Source organism: Salinisphaera shabanensis E1L3A (genome assembly GCF_000215955.2).
GTDB classification, from domain to species: domain Bacteria; phylum Pseudomonadota; class Gammaproteobacteria; order Nevskiales; family Salinisphaeraceae; genus Salinisphaera; species Salinisphaera shabanensis.
Window position 1 is genome coordinate 1 of sequence record NZ_AFNV02000021.1, and the last position, 16272, is coordinate 16272.

At 61.0% G+C, this 16272-nt stretch carries 13 protein-coding genes; 4 read left to right on the forward strand and 9 right to left on the reverse strand.

Annotated features, from left to right (window positions below):
• The first annotated feature begins 105 nt into the window (after positions 1–105).
• Positions 106–1107, forward strand: coding sequence for a GGDEF domain-containing protein (locus tag SSPSH_RS13200; protein WP_006915464.1), 1002 nt, complete (start codon positions 106–108; stop codon positions 1105–1107).
• A gap of 49 nt (positions 1108–1156) precedes the next feature.
• Here the strand turns inward: SSPSH_RS13200 and pip are convergent, their stop codons facing one another.
• The 8 genes from pip to SSPSH_RS13240 form a co-directional block, all read right to left on the reverse strand.
• Complete coding sequence (gene pip, locus SSPSH_RS13205) at positions 1157–2125, reverse strand: prolyl aminopeptidase (protein WP_006915463.1); 969 nt, start codon at positions 2123–2125, stop codon at positions 1157–1159.
• Positions 2126–2180: 55 nt separating this feature from the next.
• Positions 2181–3500 carry a hypothetical protein gene (locus SSPSH_RS13210; RefSeq protein ID WP_006915462.1) on the reverse strand — a complete coding sequence of 440 codons (1320 nt, stop codon included), beginning with the start codon at positions 3498–3500 and terminating at the stop codon, positions 2181–2183.
• Positions 3501–3555: 55 nt separating this feature from the next.
• Entirely contained in the window at positions 3556–4200 is a 645-nt protein-coding gene (locus SSPSH_RS13215) for a 3-oxoacid CoA-transferase subunit B (RefSeq protein WP_006915461.1), read from the reverse strand.
• Positions 4197–4868, reverse strand: coding sequence for a 3-oxoacid CoA-transferase subunit A (locus SSPSH_RS13220; protein ID WP_006915460.1), 672 nt, complete (start codon positions 4866–4868; stop codon positions 4197–4199). The genes SSPSH_RS13215 and SSPSH_RS13220 overlap by 4 nt, the downstream gene beginning before the upstream one ends.
• Before the next feature lie 13 nt (positions 4869–4881).
• The gene (locus SSPSH_RS13225) at positions 4882–6885 is read right to left on the reverse strand and encodes a TRAP transporter permease (RefSeq protein WP_006915459.1); all 2004 of its coding nucleotides are present in this window, start codon (positions 6883–6885) and stop codon (positions 4882–4884) included.
• An 86-nt stretch (positions 6886–6971) separates the two neighbouring features.
• Complete coding sequence (locus tag SSPSH_RS13230; protein WP_006915458.1) at positions 6972–8129, reverse strand: TAXI family TRAP transporter solute-binding subunit; 1158 nt, start codon at positions 8127–8129, stop codon at positions 6972–6974.
• 571 nt (positions 8130–8700) lie between these two features.
• Positions 8701–10047 carry a PQQ-dependent sugar dehydrogenase gene (locus SSPSH_RS13235; RefSeq protein ID WP_006915457.1) on the reverse strand — a complete coding sequence of 449 codons (1347 nt, stop codon included), beginning with the start codon at positions 10045–10047 and terminating at the stop codon, positions 8701–8703.
• A 69-nt stretch (positions 10048–10116) separates the two neighbouring features.
• Positions 10117–10884 (reverse strand): 3-hydroxyacyl-CoA dehydrogenase, encoded by a 768-nt coding sequence (locus tag SSPSH_RS13240; protein WP_006915456.1) that lies wholly within the window; start codon positions 10882–10884, stop codon positions 10117–10119.
• A gap of 180 nt (positions 10885–11064) precedes the next feature.
• Here SSPSH_RS13240 and katE point away from each other — a divergent pair, with 180 nt between their 5' ends.
• Positions 11065–13236, forward strand: coding sequence for a catalase HPII (gene katE, locus SSPSH_RS13245; RefSeq protein ID WP_420852600.1), 2172 nt, complete (start codon positions 11065–11067; stop codon positions 13234–13236).
• Positions 13237–13302: 66 nt separating this feature from the next.
• Here the strand turns inward: katE and SSPSH_RS13250 are convergent, their stop codons facing one another.
• Positions 13303–13638: an MGMT family protein gene (locus SSPSH_RS13250; protein WP_006915453.1), complete on the reverse strand. Its 336-nt coding sequence runs from the start codon at positions 13636–13638 to the stop codon at positions 13303–13305.
• Between the two features lie 86 nt (positions 13639–13724).
• Here SSPSH_RS13250 and SSPSH_RS13255 point away from each other — a divergent pair, with 86 nt between their 5' ends.
• Together SSPSH_RS13255 and SSPSH_RS13260 are read left to right on the forward strand one after the other, a co-directional pair.
• A complete protein-coding gene (locus SSPSH_RS13255; RefSeq protein WP_006915452.1) occupies positions 13725–14903 on the forward strand; it encodes an acetyl-CoA C-acetyltransferase in 1179 nt (392 codons plus the stop codon).
• A 62-nt stretch (positions 14904–14965) separates the two neighbouring features.
• Positions 14966–16264, forward strand: a complete 1299-nt coding sequence (locus tag SSPSH_RS13260) for an NnrS family protein (protein WP_006915451.1) — start codon at positions 14966–14968, stop codon at positions 16262–16264.
• Positions 16265–16272: the final 8 nt, after the last annotated feature.

Consider the following 16272-nt stretch of genomic DNA (forward strand, 5'->3'; position numbering starts at 1 on the left):
AACAACCTACTGAAAGATCACAGTTAGGCTACGTAGTGTCCGTTATTCAATCGCGGGCTAAATACTGTTTTACTGCTTTAATTGCCTGTGGAATTTAAACGGCCGATGATCGACCTTGAGCTTTTGCAGCATGCGGTGATGGATTCACGCGATGGCATAGCCATCGCGGATGCGCGTGCTGAAGATCTGCCCCTGATATTCGTCAACCCCGCCTTCGAGCGCATGACCGGCTATAGCCATGACGAAGTACTTGGGCGCAACTGTCGTTTTTTGCAGAACGGGCGCATTGACCCGGAATCCAGGGCGGAAATGCGAGCGGCGTTGCGCAAGGGGCAGGGCTTTTCGAAGGTCGTCACCAACTACCGAAAGGACGACACGCCGTTCTGGAACGAATTGAGTATTTCGCCGATTCACACTGAGCGTGGAGCGGTGACTCACTTCATCGGCTTTCAGAAGGATGTAACCCAGCGCTTGCTCGTCGATGAAGAACTGCGTGCGCGCAATCGCGACCTTGAATCGGCGAAAAAGGCCCTGGAAGAACTGGTGACGCTGGATGCGCTCACGGGTGTCTACAACCGCCGTCATTTCGACGATCGTATGGAATCGCTGTGGAAAATTTCCAGCCGCACCGGCGAATCCATGGCGATCTTTTTCATCGATATCGACTATTTCAAGACGTTCAACGATCACTTCGGGCATCAGGCGGGCGACGAAGCGCTCATCCAGGTTGCCCAGACGCTGGCTGAAAGCTTTCAGCGCGGATCGGATTTTCTGGCGCGCTACGGCGGAGAGGAGTTCGTGGTCGTCGCTTGTGGGATGGATCAAGAGCCCGCCCGCTATTTTGCCGAGCGTTTATGCGAGCGCGTACGTGAACTCGATTTCGACAACCCCGATACCGAAAGTGGCCGACTGACGATCAGTGTTGGCTATACGGTGGTAACGCCTCACGGCGGGCTGAACGCGCAAACCGTTATCGAACGGGCCGACCAGGCGTTGTTCGAAGCCAAAAAAGCAGGCCGCGATCGGGCCTGCGAAGCGACCGGCTCCACTCACGGCTGGGCGCCTGCGCGGCGTTCTTACGAGGTGTCGCGGCGGTCCAACTCGTAGCGCGACGCTGCCGGGACGTCATAGAGGACAGCCCGCAGAGGACACGATCTCAACGAAACTCGTCGGTGGCCTCGAGCAGGGCGTGACGGTTGCCGGGTTCGAATGCGGAATGACCGGCATCGGGTGTGATACGTAGATCGGCCTGCGGCCAGGCGCGATGCAAATCCCAGGCGTTGGCCAGCGGACAGACCACGTCATAGCGCCCGTGTACGATCACGCACGGAATATCGCGAATTCGATCGATGCCGTCCAATAGCTGGTGATCGGTCTCGAAAAAACCACCGTGTACGAAGTAGTGGCATTCGATACGCGCGAAAGCGAGCGCAAACCGGCTCGCAGTGGTCGTGTTCATATGGTCGCGGCTGGGTTTGAGATAGCTCGTTGCGCCTTCCCAGCCGGACCAGCGCCGCGCGGCCTCCAGCCGGGTACGTTCATCATCGCTGGTTAGGCGGCGATAGTAGGCGCTGATCAGATCGCCCCGTTCGCCGACGGGTATATGGTCGCGATAGGGTTCGAAGGCATCCGGGAACAACGCGCTGGCGCCCTGCTGATAGAACCAGAGCATTTCGGCGCGGCGCAGCATGAAAATGCCGCGCAATACCAGTTCGGTGACGCGCTCTGGATGCGTCTGGGCATAGGTCAGCGCCAGCGTGGAGCCCCAGGAGCCGCCAAACACCTGCCAGCGGTCGATCGTCAGATGCTCGCGCAGACGCTCGATATCGGCGACCAGATGCCAGGTCGTGTTGTCGACGAGATCGGCGTGTGGCGTGGATCGCCCGCAGCCACGCTGGTCGAACAGTACGATTCGATAATGGGCCGGATCGAAGAACCGCCGACTGCTGGGTCCGGCGCCGCCGCCGGGCCCGCCGTGCAGAAACACCACCGGCTTGCCGTTCGGATCGCCGCATTGTTCGTAATACAGCGTATGCCGCGTGTCGACGGCGAGATAGCCGCTGTCATAGGGCTCGATCTCGGGGTATAGCGTGCGATAGTCGCTCGGGCTGTCTGTTTCGGTCATCGTGCGCGCCGCGCTGAATCAGGCGCACAGGCTATCATCGGTATCGCCGGATCGATCAGTCCATCAGCACGACGGTGGTTGCTGCCGCGAGCGAGGACGCCACAGCCAGCGCGATCAGCGACAGCTTCAGACTCCAGCCGATGGTGGCGCGCCAGTTGTCGTAGCCGGTCAGACGCTGCACGAGCAGCGCATTGGCCGAATAGGGCGTGCCGGCGATCGTTAGCCCCCATCCCGACACCATGGCGATCGCGAGCCCCAGGCCTGCGGACTCGGGCCAGAGCCGGCTCGAAAGCCCGCCCGCCATGGTGACCAGGATCAGCGGGTTCATTCCGACCAGGCCGCCGGCGAAAAGTACCCAGGGTAGCCCGAAGGCGGTGACCGGAAAAGCCCAGACCGGCAAGTCGAAATCGGTGTCGAGGCCGGCGGCGACGAACGCGCTGAGTGTGGCGCCGAGAAAAGCCGAACCGCAGATGATCGCCAGTTCGTTGCTGATATTATCCATGCGCGGCAGACGACGCTCGCCCGGGCTGGCCACCAGGCCGATGGCGACGACGAGCAGGCAGCTACAGGTCACCGCCTGCGCATAGGCCAGACCGAAAAACGCGCGCGACAGGAACGTGCAAAGACAGATCAGACCGATACAGGCGCCGAAGAACAGCCACGATGGCAATACCCTTGGCGGCCGAACACGAGCTTGTGCATCGACTGCGACAGGCTCGGGCTCGCGAAAGACGGTGCCCATGAGCAGATAGCCGGCCGCCAACGGAAAGGTCAGACTCAGCAATTGCCAGCCGTGCAAGCCGGGCACGAGGGTGAGCGTCAGTACCACTGCGATCGATAGCGGCGAACATACAGACGCCGAGCCGAACCCGCGCAGCACCCCCCGTGCGGCGTTGCGAGCGCCGCCGGAATCGCCGTTATTTTCGATTTCGCGCCCGATCAGCGTTGAGACCACGCTGACCGAGCCGAAATTCAGCGGCATGGCGAGAAACAGCGTCCCGAAAGTGATGCTGAGATAGCGTGTAAGCGCCCGCCCGGAAAACAGATGCTCGGAAATCACCGACAGATGATGCGAGCGCCCGAGCGCGTGTGAGAGCAGCATCACCGCGACCACCAGCGCTGCCAGTCGCGTAATCGTCATCAGACCTGCAGTGAGCAAACCTGGATCGACAACCAGGGCGGTGGCGATAGCCAAGAGTACCGCCGAGGCGATGACCCGGGGTATACGGTTCAGGTTCGGCCAGGCGAGAACGATCGCGAGCACCACCGCCGGCGCGCCGACGAACCAGGCCAGCCAGGGGATTCCGACGACGCCAGCGACCAGGGTCAGATAGACCAGGCCGCTGCGTAGCGTGTCGATCGGTCGGTTATCCACTACCGGCAAGCGCGCCGCGCGCTTCGCGGCACATGAGTCCGGCGATCATAGCCGCTCACGCCGCCGGCGGAAGCAGACGGGTGCCGGTCACGGCCTGCACATCCTCGAAGCTGTTGTCGCCAAACAACTCGACGACCCGCGGCCCGTTTTCGGTGATTTCTATAACGGCGAGGTCGGTATAGATACGGCTGACCACACCGGTGCCGGTGAGCGGGTAGGTACAGGTATCGAGAATCTTGGGTTCACCATCCTTCGTGGTATGGCGCATGAGCACGTATACGGTTTTCGCGCCCACCGACAGATCCATCGCGCCGCCTACGGCCGGCGGATATTTTTCGTTGTCGGTCGCCCAGTTGGCGAGGTTGCCGTCGGCCGACACCTGAAAGCCACCAAGCACGGCGATATCCAGATGGCCGCCGCGCATCATCGCGAACGAGTCGGCGGTATCGAAATAACAGCCGCCCTTGATGAGCGTCACGTATTGCTTGGCCGCATTGATCAGATCCGGATCTTCAGTGCCGGGTTCGGGCGTCGGGCCGACGCCAAGGATGCCGTTTTCGCTGTGATAGATTACCTCGCGGCCTTCGGGCACGTAGTTGGCCACCATGACCGGCATGCCGATGCCGAGGTTCACATAGCTGCCATCCGGGATGTCCTGCGCGAGGCGTTCTGCCATTTGTGCGGGTTCGAGACGGGTCATACGATGCCCTCCTGTGCGACAACGCGATCGACGAAGATGCCGGGCGTGGCAACGCTTTCCGGATCGAGTTCGCCAAGTTCCACGATATGTTCGACTTCGGCGACGGTCAGATCGGCTGCCATTGCCATGACCGGATTGAAATTGCGACCGGCCGTGTTGTAAGCGAGGTTGCCCCACTTATCGGCTTTGTGGGCCTTGATTAAAGCCACGTCTGCCTTGAGCGGCGGTTCGAGCACGTAGCCGACGCCGTCGATCTCGCGTGTTTCCTTGCCATCGGCGAGCTTGGTGCCGTAACCGGTTGGCGTGAAGAAACCACCCAGACCGGCACCGGCCGCGCGCATGCGTTCGGCGAAGGTGCCCTGGGGCATCAGCTCGAGTTCGATAGCGCCTTCCTCGTAGAGTTTTTCGAACCAGACCGAACCCTGCGAGCGTGGATAGGTGCACACGACCTTGCGTACCAGCCGATCCCGCAACAGCGTAGCAATACCGATTTCATGCGAACCGGCATTATTGGAAATGATGGTGAGATCGTCGGCGCCGTGCAGGCGAAGTGCTTCGATAAGTTCGAATGGAATGCCCGAGCTGCCGAAACCGCCGATCATCACGGCATCGCCGCTTTTAATGCCGGCGATCGCTTCGCCCAGAGACGCGACTCGCTTGTCTATCATGATCTCATACCTTTTAAGAAGAAGCTTTCGCCTGCTGCGCGGCCTGTTCTGCCTGTTTGGCACGGGCAAGGCGCTGGGCGTCCTTCGAGCCCAGCCGACCGCCGAGCGCGGCATCCGCGACATAGACCGAGACGATGATCGCGACGCCGACCACGTCCGAAATACGCTCCGGATAGATCAGACCCGCGCCGGCAGCAAGCACGATCAGGCGCATGATCGGGTTGATCGCGCCGACCCGGTACAGATAACCCTCGAGCGCGGCGGCAACCAGCCAGATCGCGGCAACCGCGGTTACGGTCGATAGCAGGATATGGGCGAGATCGCCCTGCAGAATCAATGCCGGATTGGTCACGAACAAGAACGGCAACACGAACAGAATGCTGCCCAGGCGCATGGCATAGACACCGGTACGACCTGCGTTGGAACCCGCCACGCCGGATGCGGTGATTGCGGCCAGCGCTACCGGCGGCGTGATGTAGGACAGCATGCCCCAGTAGAGGATGAACAGATGGCTCGCCAGCGGGTTCAGGCCTGCCTCTACCAGCGCTGGCGCCAATAGAATCGACAGGAAGATGTAACAGGCGCTGACCGTCATGCCCATGCCGAGTACGAAGCTGGTGATCGCACCCGCGCCGAGCATCAGCGGAATGCTGCCGTCGGCATAGAGCAGCAGTTCACGCGAGAACGCGCCGGCCACACCGGTATAGGACAACCCGCCAACCACCAGGCCGATGCCGGCCAGAATCGAAACCAGACTGGCGACGCTGCTGGTCAGGTTGAGCACCAGATACTGCAACCGCGACCAGTTCAGCCGATGGCTGCGTTTGAATACCGCGATGACCAGCAGAATGATGGTGGCGTAATAGGGCGCATAGGCGTCCAGACGCATCACCAGCAGCATGTAGATAAGCATGGCCAGGCTGAATAGATACGGCCAGCCTTGCTTGAGGGTATCGATGACGCGCGGAATCTCGGATTCCGGCAGGCCGATCAGGCCGCGTCGTGCCGCATAGGCATCGACCTGGAACAATAGCGCAAGATAGAACAACAAAGCCGGCAGAAAGGCTGCCACCATGACTTCGGCGTACGGCACGTTTAGAAACGAGGCCATGATGAAGGCCACCGCACCCATGACTGGCGGCATGAGCGTACCGCCGGTCGAGGCACAGGCCTCGATCGCACCCGCATAGTGGGGCGGATAGCCCGACTTCTTCATGGTGGGGATCGTGATCGGGCCGGTCGTGAGAATATTCGAGATCACGCTACCCGACAGGCTGCCCATGATGCCGCTGGATACGACAGCGACCTTGGCGGGGCCGCCACGGCTGCGGCCCATCAGGGCCATGGCGAAATCCATGAAGAAGTCGCCGCCGCCGGTCACGGTAAGAGCCGCGCCGAAGACCACGAAGCCAATAATCAGATTGGCCACCACCTGCATCGGAATACCGATGACCGATTCCACGCCAAGCACGTGGGCGCGCAGCGTTTCGCCGAAGCCGTACTGCGTGCCCCAGAGAAAGCCGGGCATATGATCCGCGAATAGCGGATAGCAACCGAACAGCAGGGCGACGACGACAAGGATCAGGCCGCCACAACGGCGTGTGCCTTCCAGAATGAGTAGCAGCATCACACCCGAGGCTACGGTTGCCTCGATCGGTGCGCTGAAATCCCAGCCTTGCTGGATGATTTCGAGTCCGTGATAGCCCAGATAGATCGCGGGCACCAGGGCCACTGCGGCGAGTACCCAGTCGTAGAACGGTACGCCGTGTTTTGCGCCCGACCAGGCGGGGTAGTAGAGAAAGGTCGCCGCGAGGAACAGGCCGATCAGGTAATAGAGAAAGGCGTTGCCCAGCGGCTGAAAGCCCAACAGGCCGAGGGTAAAGGTCTGGTTGATGGTCAGCAGCAGACCGAGCGTGCCCAGCGCCATGACGGTCCAGTAGGACACACCGCGCAGGCGGCTGGCTTCCTTGTCTGTTTCCAGGCTGATCTCGGTGGCCGAAGGCGTGTTTGTGGCCATGACGACCTCTTCGAGTTTCAATGAACGTGAAACGAAAATCCGGCCGGCGTTTCAAGGCCGGCCGGTTTCAGACTACGAGCGCTGAACTACAGCGAATCGATTGCTTGCTGACGGTGCTTCGCCCAGATTTCGGCGAAGGCGTCGTCACTCTTGCCTTCACCTTCGGCGACCGCGTCTTTCCATGCGGCCTGCAAGGCTTCGAGGCGGGCCAGACGCTTGTCGTTCCAGCTCTGCATTTCGTCGGTCCAGATGCCTTTTTCCTTCAGGTACTTGATGGCACCCGGGTGAAACGGCACGTCGATCGGCGGGGTGCCGGCCTTATCGAGTTTCCAGCGACTCATCACCGCCGTACCGTCCTTGTACATCGGGTAGGTTTCGTCGAACGCCTTGAGGTAGTTGTAGACGAAGTCCTCGTCCTGATCGGCTCTGACGGTGATTACCGGATAGCGATAGGCGAAGATGTCGACGGCATTGTCTTCGCTCAGCCCAGCGCCGACGGTTTCGCGATACGGCTGCAGGAACGGTGCGATCTGACGCAGACGATCCCAGGCTTGCTCGTCGTCCGGATCGACTTCCAGCCAGTGGATACCGCGCGGCGATTCGGCCAGTTCGTAGAGCTGGCTAGGCGTGGTCGAGGTGCAGGACGCGTCGGCCTGGCCCTGGGCCAGCGAACTCATCGTGGCGTTGTAGGTCGGGAACATGCGTGCATCGACATCGTCACGCGTCATGCCGGCGGCGCCAAGTAGCGCATCGCACTTCAGATTGATCGACGGGTTACCGGCGACATAGGCAAAACGCTTGCCTTTGAGATCTTCCATCGAGCGGATATTGGCGTCCGCGGCGGTGAAAATCCCGAACGAGGACGGACGCCCGGCCAGCGCACGCAGATCCTGTGGGCCCCAGCGGCGATCGGCGAAATCCGCCACGCCTTCGGAGGCAAAGAAGGCTTCGGTAGCCAGGTAGGCGACTTCAGAACGTTTCTTCAACAATGGCTGAAGTCGGCCGATCGAGGAACCCGAGGGCTGGATACGCACGCGCGTACCGTATTTGCGGCCAAACGCATCGGCAATCGCGGATGCTTCCGCATAGCCGGCTGAACCGACGTCGTACGACGACCAGGTCATCGAACGCGGCAGATCCGGCGCACTGTCATCGGCGGCGATCGCGCCGCTTGCATGCGTCAGACCGAGAGCCGCGGTCATGAGCAGGGGTGAGAACGCGCGAAGCGTGGATTTCAGGCGCATGTAGTTTCTCCACTGATTATTGTTTCGTTCGCACGCGGCTCAGTCGTCGACCGAATCGCTGTGCGTGCTCGATGCGACTGCATAGCGAACAACTGGTCGCAAAGCGTATGCGTGCGTCCGCGCGTGGTCAACGCGAACCTGAGATGGAGCGTGTAACCCACTCAGGACAAAATGACGAAATACAGGTTTGCGGACGTGCCCTGGTCGAATCGTCGATCGCAGTTGCTGTAAGCGCGCTAAAGGCCCGAGATGATTGGCCATGGTGGGGTTAAAGGCGGGAGCGATTGTCCACGTCGGAGGGCCGGTTCTATTGCTTAAATCATAGTTCTGTATAGGCAAGCACTATCTTCGCGACGAACATGCAGTTTATCGAAACGCAATTTTACTCTAGCGAACGAAGTCTTTGTCGGACCAAGTATTCACAGCAAACACAGGCTTTGCCGGCGGTGGCGGCGATGAATTTATAGGTGCTTCCGGGGGTGGAAGGTTATACCTTGGTATGAATTGGCCGATGCAATGGACCAGACAGGTCCAGCGCGCTAAACAGCGGGTCGCAGGTCGGCGACGATGGTTACGGCGCGGGATTTGCGGCACCACTTCGCGACACGCGCCAGACCGTATTGCCCACGTCGTCGGCCACCAGCAGGTCACCGGCCGTATCGATCACGACCCCGACCGGCCGACCTTTGGCCTCGTCGTTCTGTATGAAGCCATCGAGAACGACCCGTGGCGCGCCGGCCGGTGCGCCGTTGTCGAATGGTACGAAGATCACGCGATAGCCACTACGCGGTTTGCGGTTCCAGGAACCGTGTTGGCCGACAAACATACCGTTGGCGAAGTCGCCTCCAAGCGCGTTGTCGCGGCTGTAATAAAGGCCCAGCGACGCCGTATGTGGCCCGAGCGCGTAGTCCGGTTTGATCGCCTTTGCAACGCGTTCCGGCTTTTGCGGCGCGACGCGGGCGTCGACGTTATCGCCAAAGTAGCTGTACGGCCAGCCGTAGAAGCCGCCGTCCTCGACCGAAGTCATATAGTCCGGAACCAGGTCGCTGCCGATTTCGTCGCGCTCATTGACCACGGTCCATAACCTGTACTGACCGCCAGGCTGTGGAACGAAGGCCAAGCCATTGGGGTTACGCAGCCCGGTGGCATAAATGCCCTGGTCACCACTGTCGGGGTCGATCTCCCAGATCGCAGCGCGACCTTGCTCGGCTGCCATGCCGTTTTCGCCGATATTGCTGTTGGAACCCACGGTTGCATACAGCGTTGCGCCATCCGGGCTGGCGATAACGTTCTTGGTCCAATGGTGATTGATCGGTCCGGCCGGCAGTTTGACCAGTTCACGCCCCGGGGCGTCGATGCGGTCGGCACCGTCGGTGTAGTCGAAGGCCACCACTGCGTCGGTATTGGCGACATAGAGAGTGTGGTCGATAACGGTCATGCCGAACGGCGAAAACAGGTCGTCGAGGAATACGTGCTGCTCGTCTGCGCGGCCGTCGCCGTCGGTATCGCGCAGTAACGTGATTCGATCGGCACTGGGCACGCCGGCGCCGGCGCGTGCCATGACCTTCTTCTTCACCCAGCCGGTAAGCCCGGTGGCATCCTGCGGGCGTTTGGGTGCATTGCTTTCGGCGACCAGCACATCGCCATTTGGAAGTACGTAGAGCCAGCGTGGGTGGTCCAGCCCCTCGGCAAAGGCATTGACCGTCAGTCCAGGGCCGGGATTCGGTTTTTCGCCTTCGGCCCAGCGGTTGGCCTTAGCAATATTGACCGTCGGAATGAACGAACTTTCGGGCTCGGGCAGCGTGGGGTTCGGGCCCATGCCTTCTTCGACCGACAGGCGGGCTTCATGCCCGCAACCTGCGGCGACCAGGGTGGCGAAAGCGGCGATAAAAATACGGGAAAGCGCGGTGCGGGCCATGGCGTTACAGCGGCGAGGGTAACCGTCGTACTCTAGCGCAAGACCGCACCGACCGTATCGGCTTGGAGCCTATTTCGGCTGCATGCGAATCCCGCCGTCCAAACGGATGGTGCTGCCGTTGAGCATGGTGTTTTCGATGATGTCGCGAGCCAGCCGTGCATATTCTTCCGGTTGGCCGAGGCGGGGCGGGAACGGCACCATCTTGCCCAGCGAATCGCGTACCTCCTCAGGCAGCTCGGCCATCATTGGGGTGTCGAAAATACCGGGCGCGATGGTCATCACACGAATGCCATGACGGGCGAGCTCGCGTGCGATCGGCAGGGTCATGCTGACGATACCGCCCTTGGACGCAGAGTATGACGCCTGGCCAATCTGGCCCTCGAAGGCCGCGACCGAGGCGGTATTGATGATCACGCCGCGTTCGTCGTCGGCCTGGGCTTCGCCGGCGGCCATCGCTTCGGATGCCAGACGAATCATATTGAAGCTGCCGATCAGATTGATCTGGATGACCTTGGAAAAAGTCTCTAGATCGTGCGGGCCGTTCTTGCCGAGCACCTTCGACGGAATACCGATACCGGCACAGTTGAGCAGCCCGTGCAACGCGCCGCCGTGCTGGCGCGCGGCGGTTACCGCCGCCTTGCCATCTTCTTCGCGGGTGACATCGCAGTGAACGAAGCGTGCGGCATCGCCCAGCGCCTCGGCGGTTTGGTGCCCGGCGTTCGTATTGACGTCGGCAAGCACGACACGCGCACCGGCTTCAACCAGCATGCGCGCACTTGCTGCGCCCAGCCCGGAACCGCCGCCGGTGATCAGAAAACAGCGCTCGGTAATCTGCATGGCTTCTCCTCTCGAGTTGTTCTGGTTCGATGTTCTCGCACGAAAGCCTACCACCGGGCCAGCTGGTGGGTGCCACACCCCGGCAAGGTCACGCTGTTATCGCGGGTGCGTGCGCATATTCCCTGAGCGAAGGATTGCGGATAGCACCTCTTGATTGCCGGTGGTCCACTGAGTCGGCCGATTCGTCGTTTCCCTACACACAAGGATCTCATGAGCAAGAATCCACACACCGAGTCCAATCGCGGTCCCGCAAGCGCCAACCCCGAGCTCAAGCGCGATTCTAAGAGCAAGGACCTGGCACGCGACCGCATGGATGCCACCGATCAGGATCTGCGTACCAACCAGGGTGTACGCATCGCCGATAACCATAATCAGCTCAAGGCGGGCGAACGTGGTCCGACGTTGATGGAAGACTTCATCTTTCGCGAAAAGATGAACCACTTCGACAACGAGCGAATCCCCGAGCGTATCGTGCATGCACGCGGTGCCGCCGCTCACGGTTACTTCGAGCCTTACGAGAATGCCGCGCGGTACTCCAAGGCCGCGGTGTTTCGCGATGCCGTTACACCCGTGTTCACCCGCTTTTCCACCGTTCAAGGCTCACGCGGCTCGAACGATACGGTTCGGGATGTGCGTGGTTTCGCCACCAAGTTCTATACCTCGGAAGGCAACTGGGACCTGGTTGGCAACAACATGCCGGTATTCTTCATCCAGGACGCGATGAAGTTTCCCGACTTCGTGCATGCGGTCAAACCCGAGCCGCATAACGAAATCCCGCAGGGCCAGTCCGCGCACGACACGCTCTGGGATTTCGTCTCGCTCATGCCGGAAACCGCGCACATGATTCTGTGGACGATGTCCGACCGCGCGTTTCCGCGACATTATCGCTTCATGGAAGGCTTCGGCGTGCATACCTTCCGACTGGTCGATGCCGAGGGCAAATCACGCTTCGTCAAATTCCATTGGAAACCGATCGCCGGCACTTGTTCGTTGATCTGGGACGAAGCCCAGTTGCTCTGGGGGCGCGACCCGGACTTCAACCGGCGCGAGATGTGGAAGGACATCCAGAACGGCGACGTGCTCGAATGGGAGCTCGGCATTCAGGTAGTCGAGGAAGAAGACGAGATGAGCTTCGACTACGACATACTCGATGCCACCAAGATCATTCCCGAGGAAGAAGTGCCGGTCGAGATGATTGGCAAACTCACCCTCAACCGCAACCCGGACAACTATTTCGCCGAAACCGAACAGGTAGCGTTCTCGCCCGGGCATATCGTGCCGGGTATCGATTTCAGCAACGACCCACTGTTACAGGGGCGTCTGTTCTCGTATCTGGATACCCAGATGCTGCGTCTGGGCGGCCCGAACTTCCACGAAATTCCGATCAACCGTCCGGTCTGTCCGTTCGCCAACAACCAGCGCGATTCGATGCATCGCCAGACCATCAATACCGGTCAGGCCTCCTACGAGCCGAACTCGATCGATGGCGGGCATCCGAGCGAAACCGCGCCCGGCCCGGAACGTGGTGGTTTCGAATCGGTGAACGAAAAGGTCGATGCGCACAAGATTCGCGGGCGCAGTGATTCGTTCCAGGATCATTACTCGCAGGCACGCCTGTTCTGGAACAGCCAGACGGATGTGGAGAAGGAACATATCATCGAGGCGTATACCTTCGAACTGTCCAAGGTCGAGCGTCCTTATATCCGCGAGCGCATCATTCAGTGGATGCTGCCCAATATCTCCATGGATCTCGCCCAGGCCGTCGGCGAAATGCACGGCGTGGAAGTGCCGGACGGTCCCACTGCCTCGGAAGAGGAATATGGGCGTGGCCGTACCGAAAAATCCGAACCACTGAGTCTGATGGCGCGTCTTCCGGGCGATATCAAGCACCGGAAGGTTGCGATTCTTGCCGCCGACGGCGTGGATGCCGGCGAAATCACCGAGCTGAAGGACAAGCTCACCGAGGGCGGCGCGATGGCTTTCGTGATTGCCCCGAGCATGGCACCGCTCAAGGCCGCCAACGGCGAAACCATCGAGTCGGACGCGATGCTCAACGGCTTGCCGTCGGTGACCATGGATGCCGTGATCGTCGCGGGTGGCGAGGAAAGCATCAAGCGCCTGCGCAAATCGGGCTTGAGCCTGTATTACCTGCAAGAGGCCTACAAGCATCTCAAGGTGATTGCGGCCGTATCGCAGGGCAGTGAACTGATGGAAGCCGCCGGGCTCGATAGCAGCGAAGAAGGCGTCATCGTCGGCGAGCGCGTCGAGGATGTCTTTGGTGAGTTCTGCGAATACCTCGGCCAGCATCGCGTATGGGCACGCAACGACAAGGCCAACGAAATGCCGGCCTGATCGAACGTGCGTTGGACGATGTAAAGCAAGGTCCCGGTGGTTTTCTGCCGGGCCTTTTTTTGGCTGTCAGTCCCGGTCTGGCCAGCCGAAGCGGTCGAGATCCACCTTGCCGCCGATAAAAACCACCCCTTCTTCTTCGAGTCGCCGCCGCTGTGCCAGCGCGGCCGTGCTGGCAGCGGGCAACGAAATACGTCCCTGGGCGTTGATGACACGATGCCAGGGCAGACCCGAGGGGCATCGATGCATGGCGTAACCGACCTGTCGCGCCGCACGCGGGCGGCCGATCAAACGCGCGATACGTCCATAAGTGGTCACGCGGCCCGCTGGAATACGGCGTACCGCGTCGAACACGGCAGCGTAGGTATTGTCGGCGCCGGCTTGGCGGTCGTGTGAATGGGGCATATCAGTCGCGTGCGTCGGCTTTACAGGGTAGCGGCAGAGTGGCACAAAGACAGGAGTCCTTGACCAGATAACCACGAGCCCTGCTTATGAGTGAAGCCTATATCGTATCCGCGCTGCGTACTGCCGGCGGCCGCCGCGGTGGTCGATTGGCGGGTTGGCATCCGGTCGATCTGGCAGCCACGCTGATCGACGGTCTGGTCGCGCGTACCAAGGCGTCGCCCGAGACGGTAGACGACGTGATTCTGGGCTGTGTGGGCCAGGTGGGCGAACAGGCGGCCAATGTCGCCCGAAACGCCGTTCTCGCCTCGAGCCTGCCCGAGTCCGTGCCAGGCACGAGCGTGGATCGCCAGTGTGGCTCGTCCCAGCAGGCGCTGCATTTTGCGGCCCAGGCGGTTATGTCCGGTTCGATGGATATTGTGATTGCCGGGGGCGTGGAAAGCATGACGCGTGTGCCGATGGGGTCGCCGCTGACGCTGGCCAAGAAAGCCGATATGGGCATTTATATGAGTTCGGGGATTCGCCAACGCTATCCCCAAACCGAACTGTTCAGTCAGTTCGAGGGCGCGGAGATGGTCGCTGCGAAATATGGCATCGAGCGTGGCGCGCTGGACGAGTTCGCTCTGGAAAGCCACCAGCGTGCGATTCGCGCGACGCAGACAGGCGCGTTCGATGACGAGATTCTGCCGGTATCGGTGCTCGATCCGGACTCCGGGGAACAGATCGTCCATACCGTCGATGAAGGGATCCGTTTCGATGCAACGCTGGACTCGATCGCCAGCGTGAAACTGCTGGCCGAAAACGGACGCATTTCGGCGGCCACGGCCAGTCAGATCTGTGACGGGGCGAGCGGCATGATGGTGGTCAGCGAAGCCGGGCTCAAACGTCTGGGCGTCGAACCGTTGGCGCGTATTCATCATATGAGCGTGATGGGGCACGACCCGGTGATCATGCTCGAAGCGCCGTTGCCGGCGACCCATCGTGCGCTCGACCGCGCAGGGATGACGATTGACGATATCGATCTGTTCGAGGTCAATGAGGCGTTCGCGCCCATTCCCCTGGCGTGGCTGCAGTCGACTGGGGCCGATCCGGAGCGTATGAACGTCAATGGTGGCGCGATTGCGCTCGGACACCCGCTGGGCGCTTCGGGGACCAAACTCATGACCACGCTCGTACACGGTCTCAAAGCACGGGGCGGGCGCTACGGGCTACAGACGATGTGTGAAGGCGGCGGCATGGCCAACGTAACCATTATCGAACGGCTCTAGATAAAGCCGAGTCCGCGTTCGTCCATTACATTTGCGTACGACTGTGTCGTGCTCTGGGCTTATTGATTTCCGTCAATGCCCACGCGGGGCGCGAGCGGCATAGTTCACGCTATCTATTGGGTGTGGAGCAGGGCGTGATGCCGGGTTCGGTATTCGAGGCCATGCGGTGCTTGATACGCGCGCCGCATCGGCTGTTTTTCATGGGCGGGTTGTGCGCGCTTGTCGTAGGCATGCTGTGGTGGGCGCCCGTTCTGATCATGCGCTGGGCCGGCGTTGCAAGCGCTTATCCGGTGCCGGCGGTCTGGTTGCATGCCTGGCTGATGACACTGGGCGTTTTTCCTTTTTTCGTTTTTGGTTTCTTGCTGACCGCCCTGCCTCGCTGGGTAGGCGCGCCCCCGGTGAGCGCGCTGTTCTACCGAAGCATGGCCGGTGTACTGTATGCCGGTTATACGCTGACCGTCGTCGGTACACTCGCCGGGCGAGATTGCCTAATCGCAGGGCTGGCCCTTACTGGCGTCGCCTGGGCATTGGGCCTGGTCGCACTCATCCGTTGTCTTCTTCTTGCGCGCGCCGCCTCTCTGTTGCACGCACGTTGGTCGATTATCGTTGCCGCGGTGGGATGCATCGGTGTACTCGTCGGGGTGGGCGCCATATCGGACGATCAATGGGCGCTCTTCGCGGCGATGCCGTCGCTCGCGCTCTGGGGCTTCGTGGGGCCGATCGTGTTCGTGGTGGCGCATCGCATGCTGCCGTTCTTTTCCGAACCGATGATTGCGAACTACCGACGCTACCAGCCGGTCTGGAGCCCCCCGCTAGTGGTGGTTCTCTCACTGGGCCACGGCGTGCTCGCATTCAATGGACACGACGACTGGCTTTTCATGGCCGACTTGCCGCTGGCATTCATTACCGCTTGGCATGCAATTCGCTGGCGGGGCTGGGCCGCATCGCACGTACCCTTGCTCTGGTCGCTGCATATATCTTTTGCCTGGCTGCCGGTCGCCGCATTGTTGTCGGCGACCCAGAGTCTGGCGCTGTTCGCCGGGTATGGTGCAGTACTGGGCCTGGCGCCCGCCCATGCGTTGGGTATGGGGCTCGCCACGAGCATGGTGTTTGCCATGGTCACACGCGTGAGCCTTGGCCATTCGGGCCGCCAGCTGGAAATGGATAACCTCAGCGTACTCTGTTTCTTGATTCTTCAGCTGGCCGTGGTGGCACGCCTTATAGCCGCCGTCACCGCCGGCAATGCGCGCTGGTTGTTCCTGTTCGTCGCCATAGGCGCATGGTTCGAAGCGATATTGCCTTGGGCGATTCGTTATGGCCGTATCTATTGCCGCCCGCGGGCCGACGGCCAGCCCGGCTGAGCGAGTAG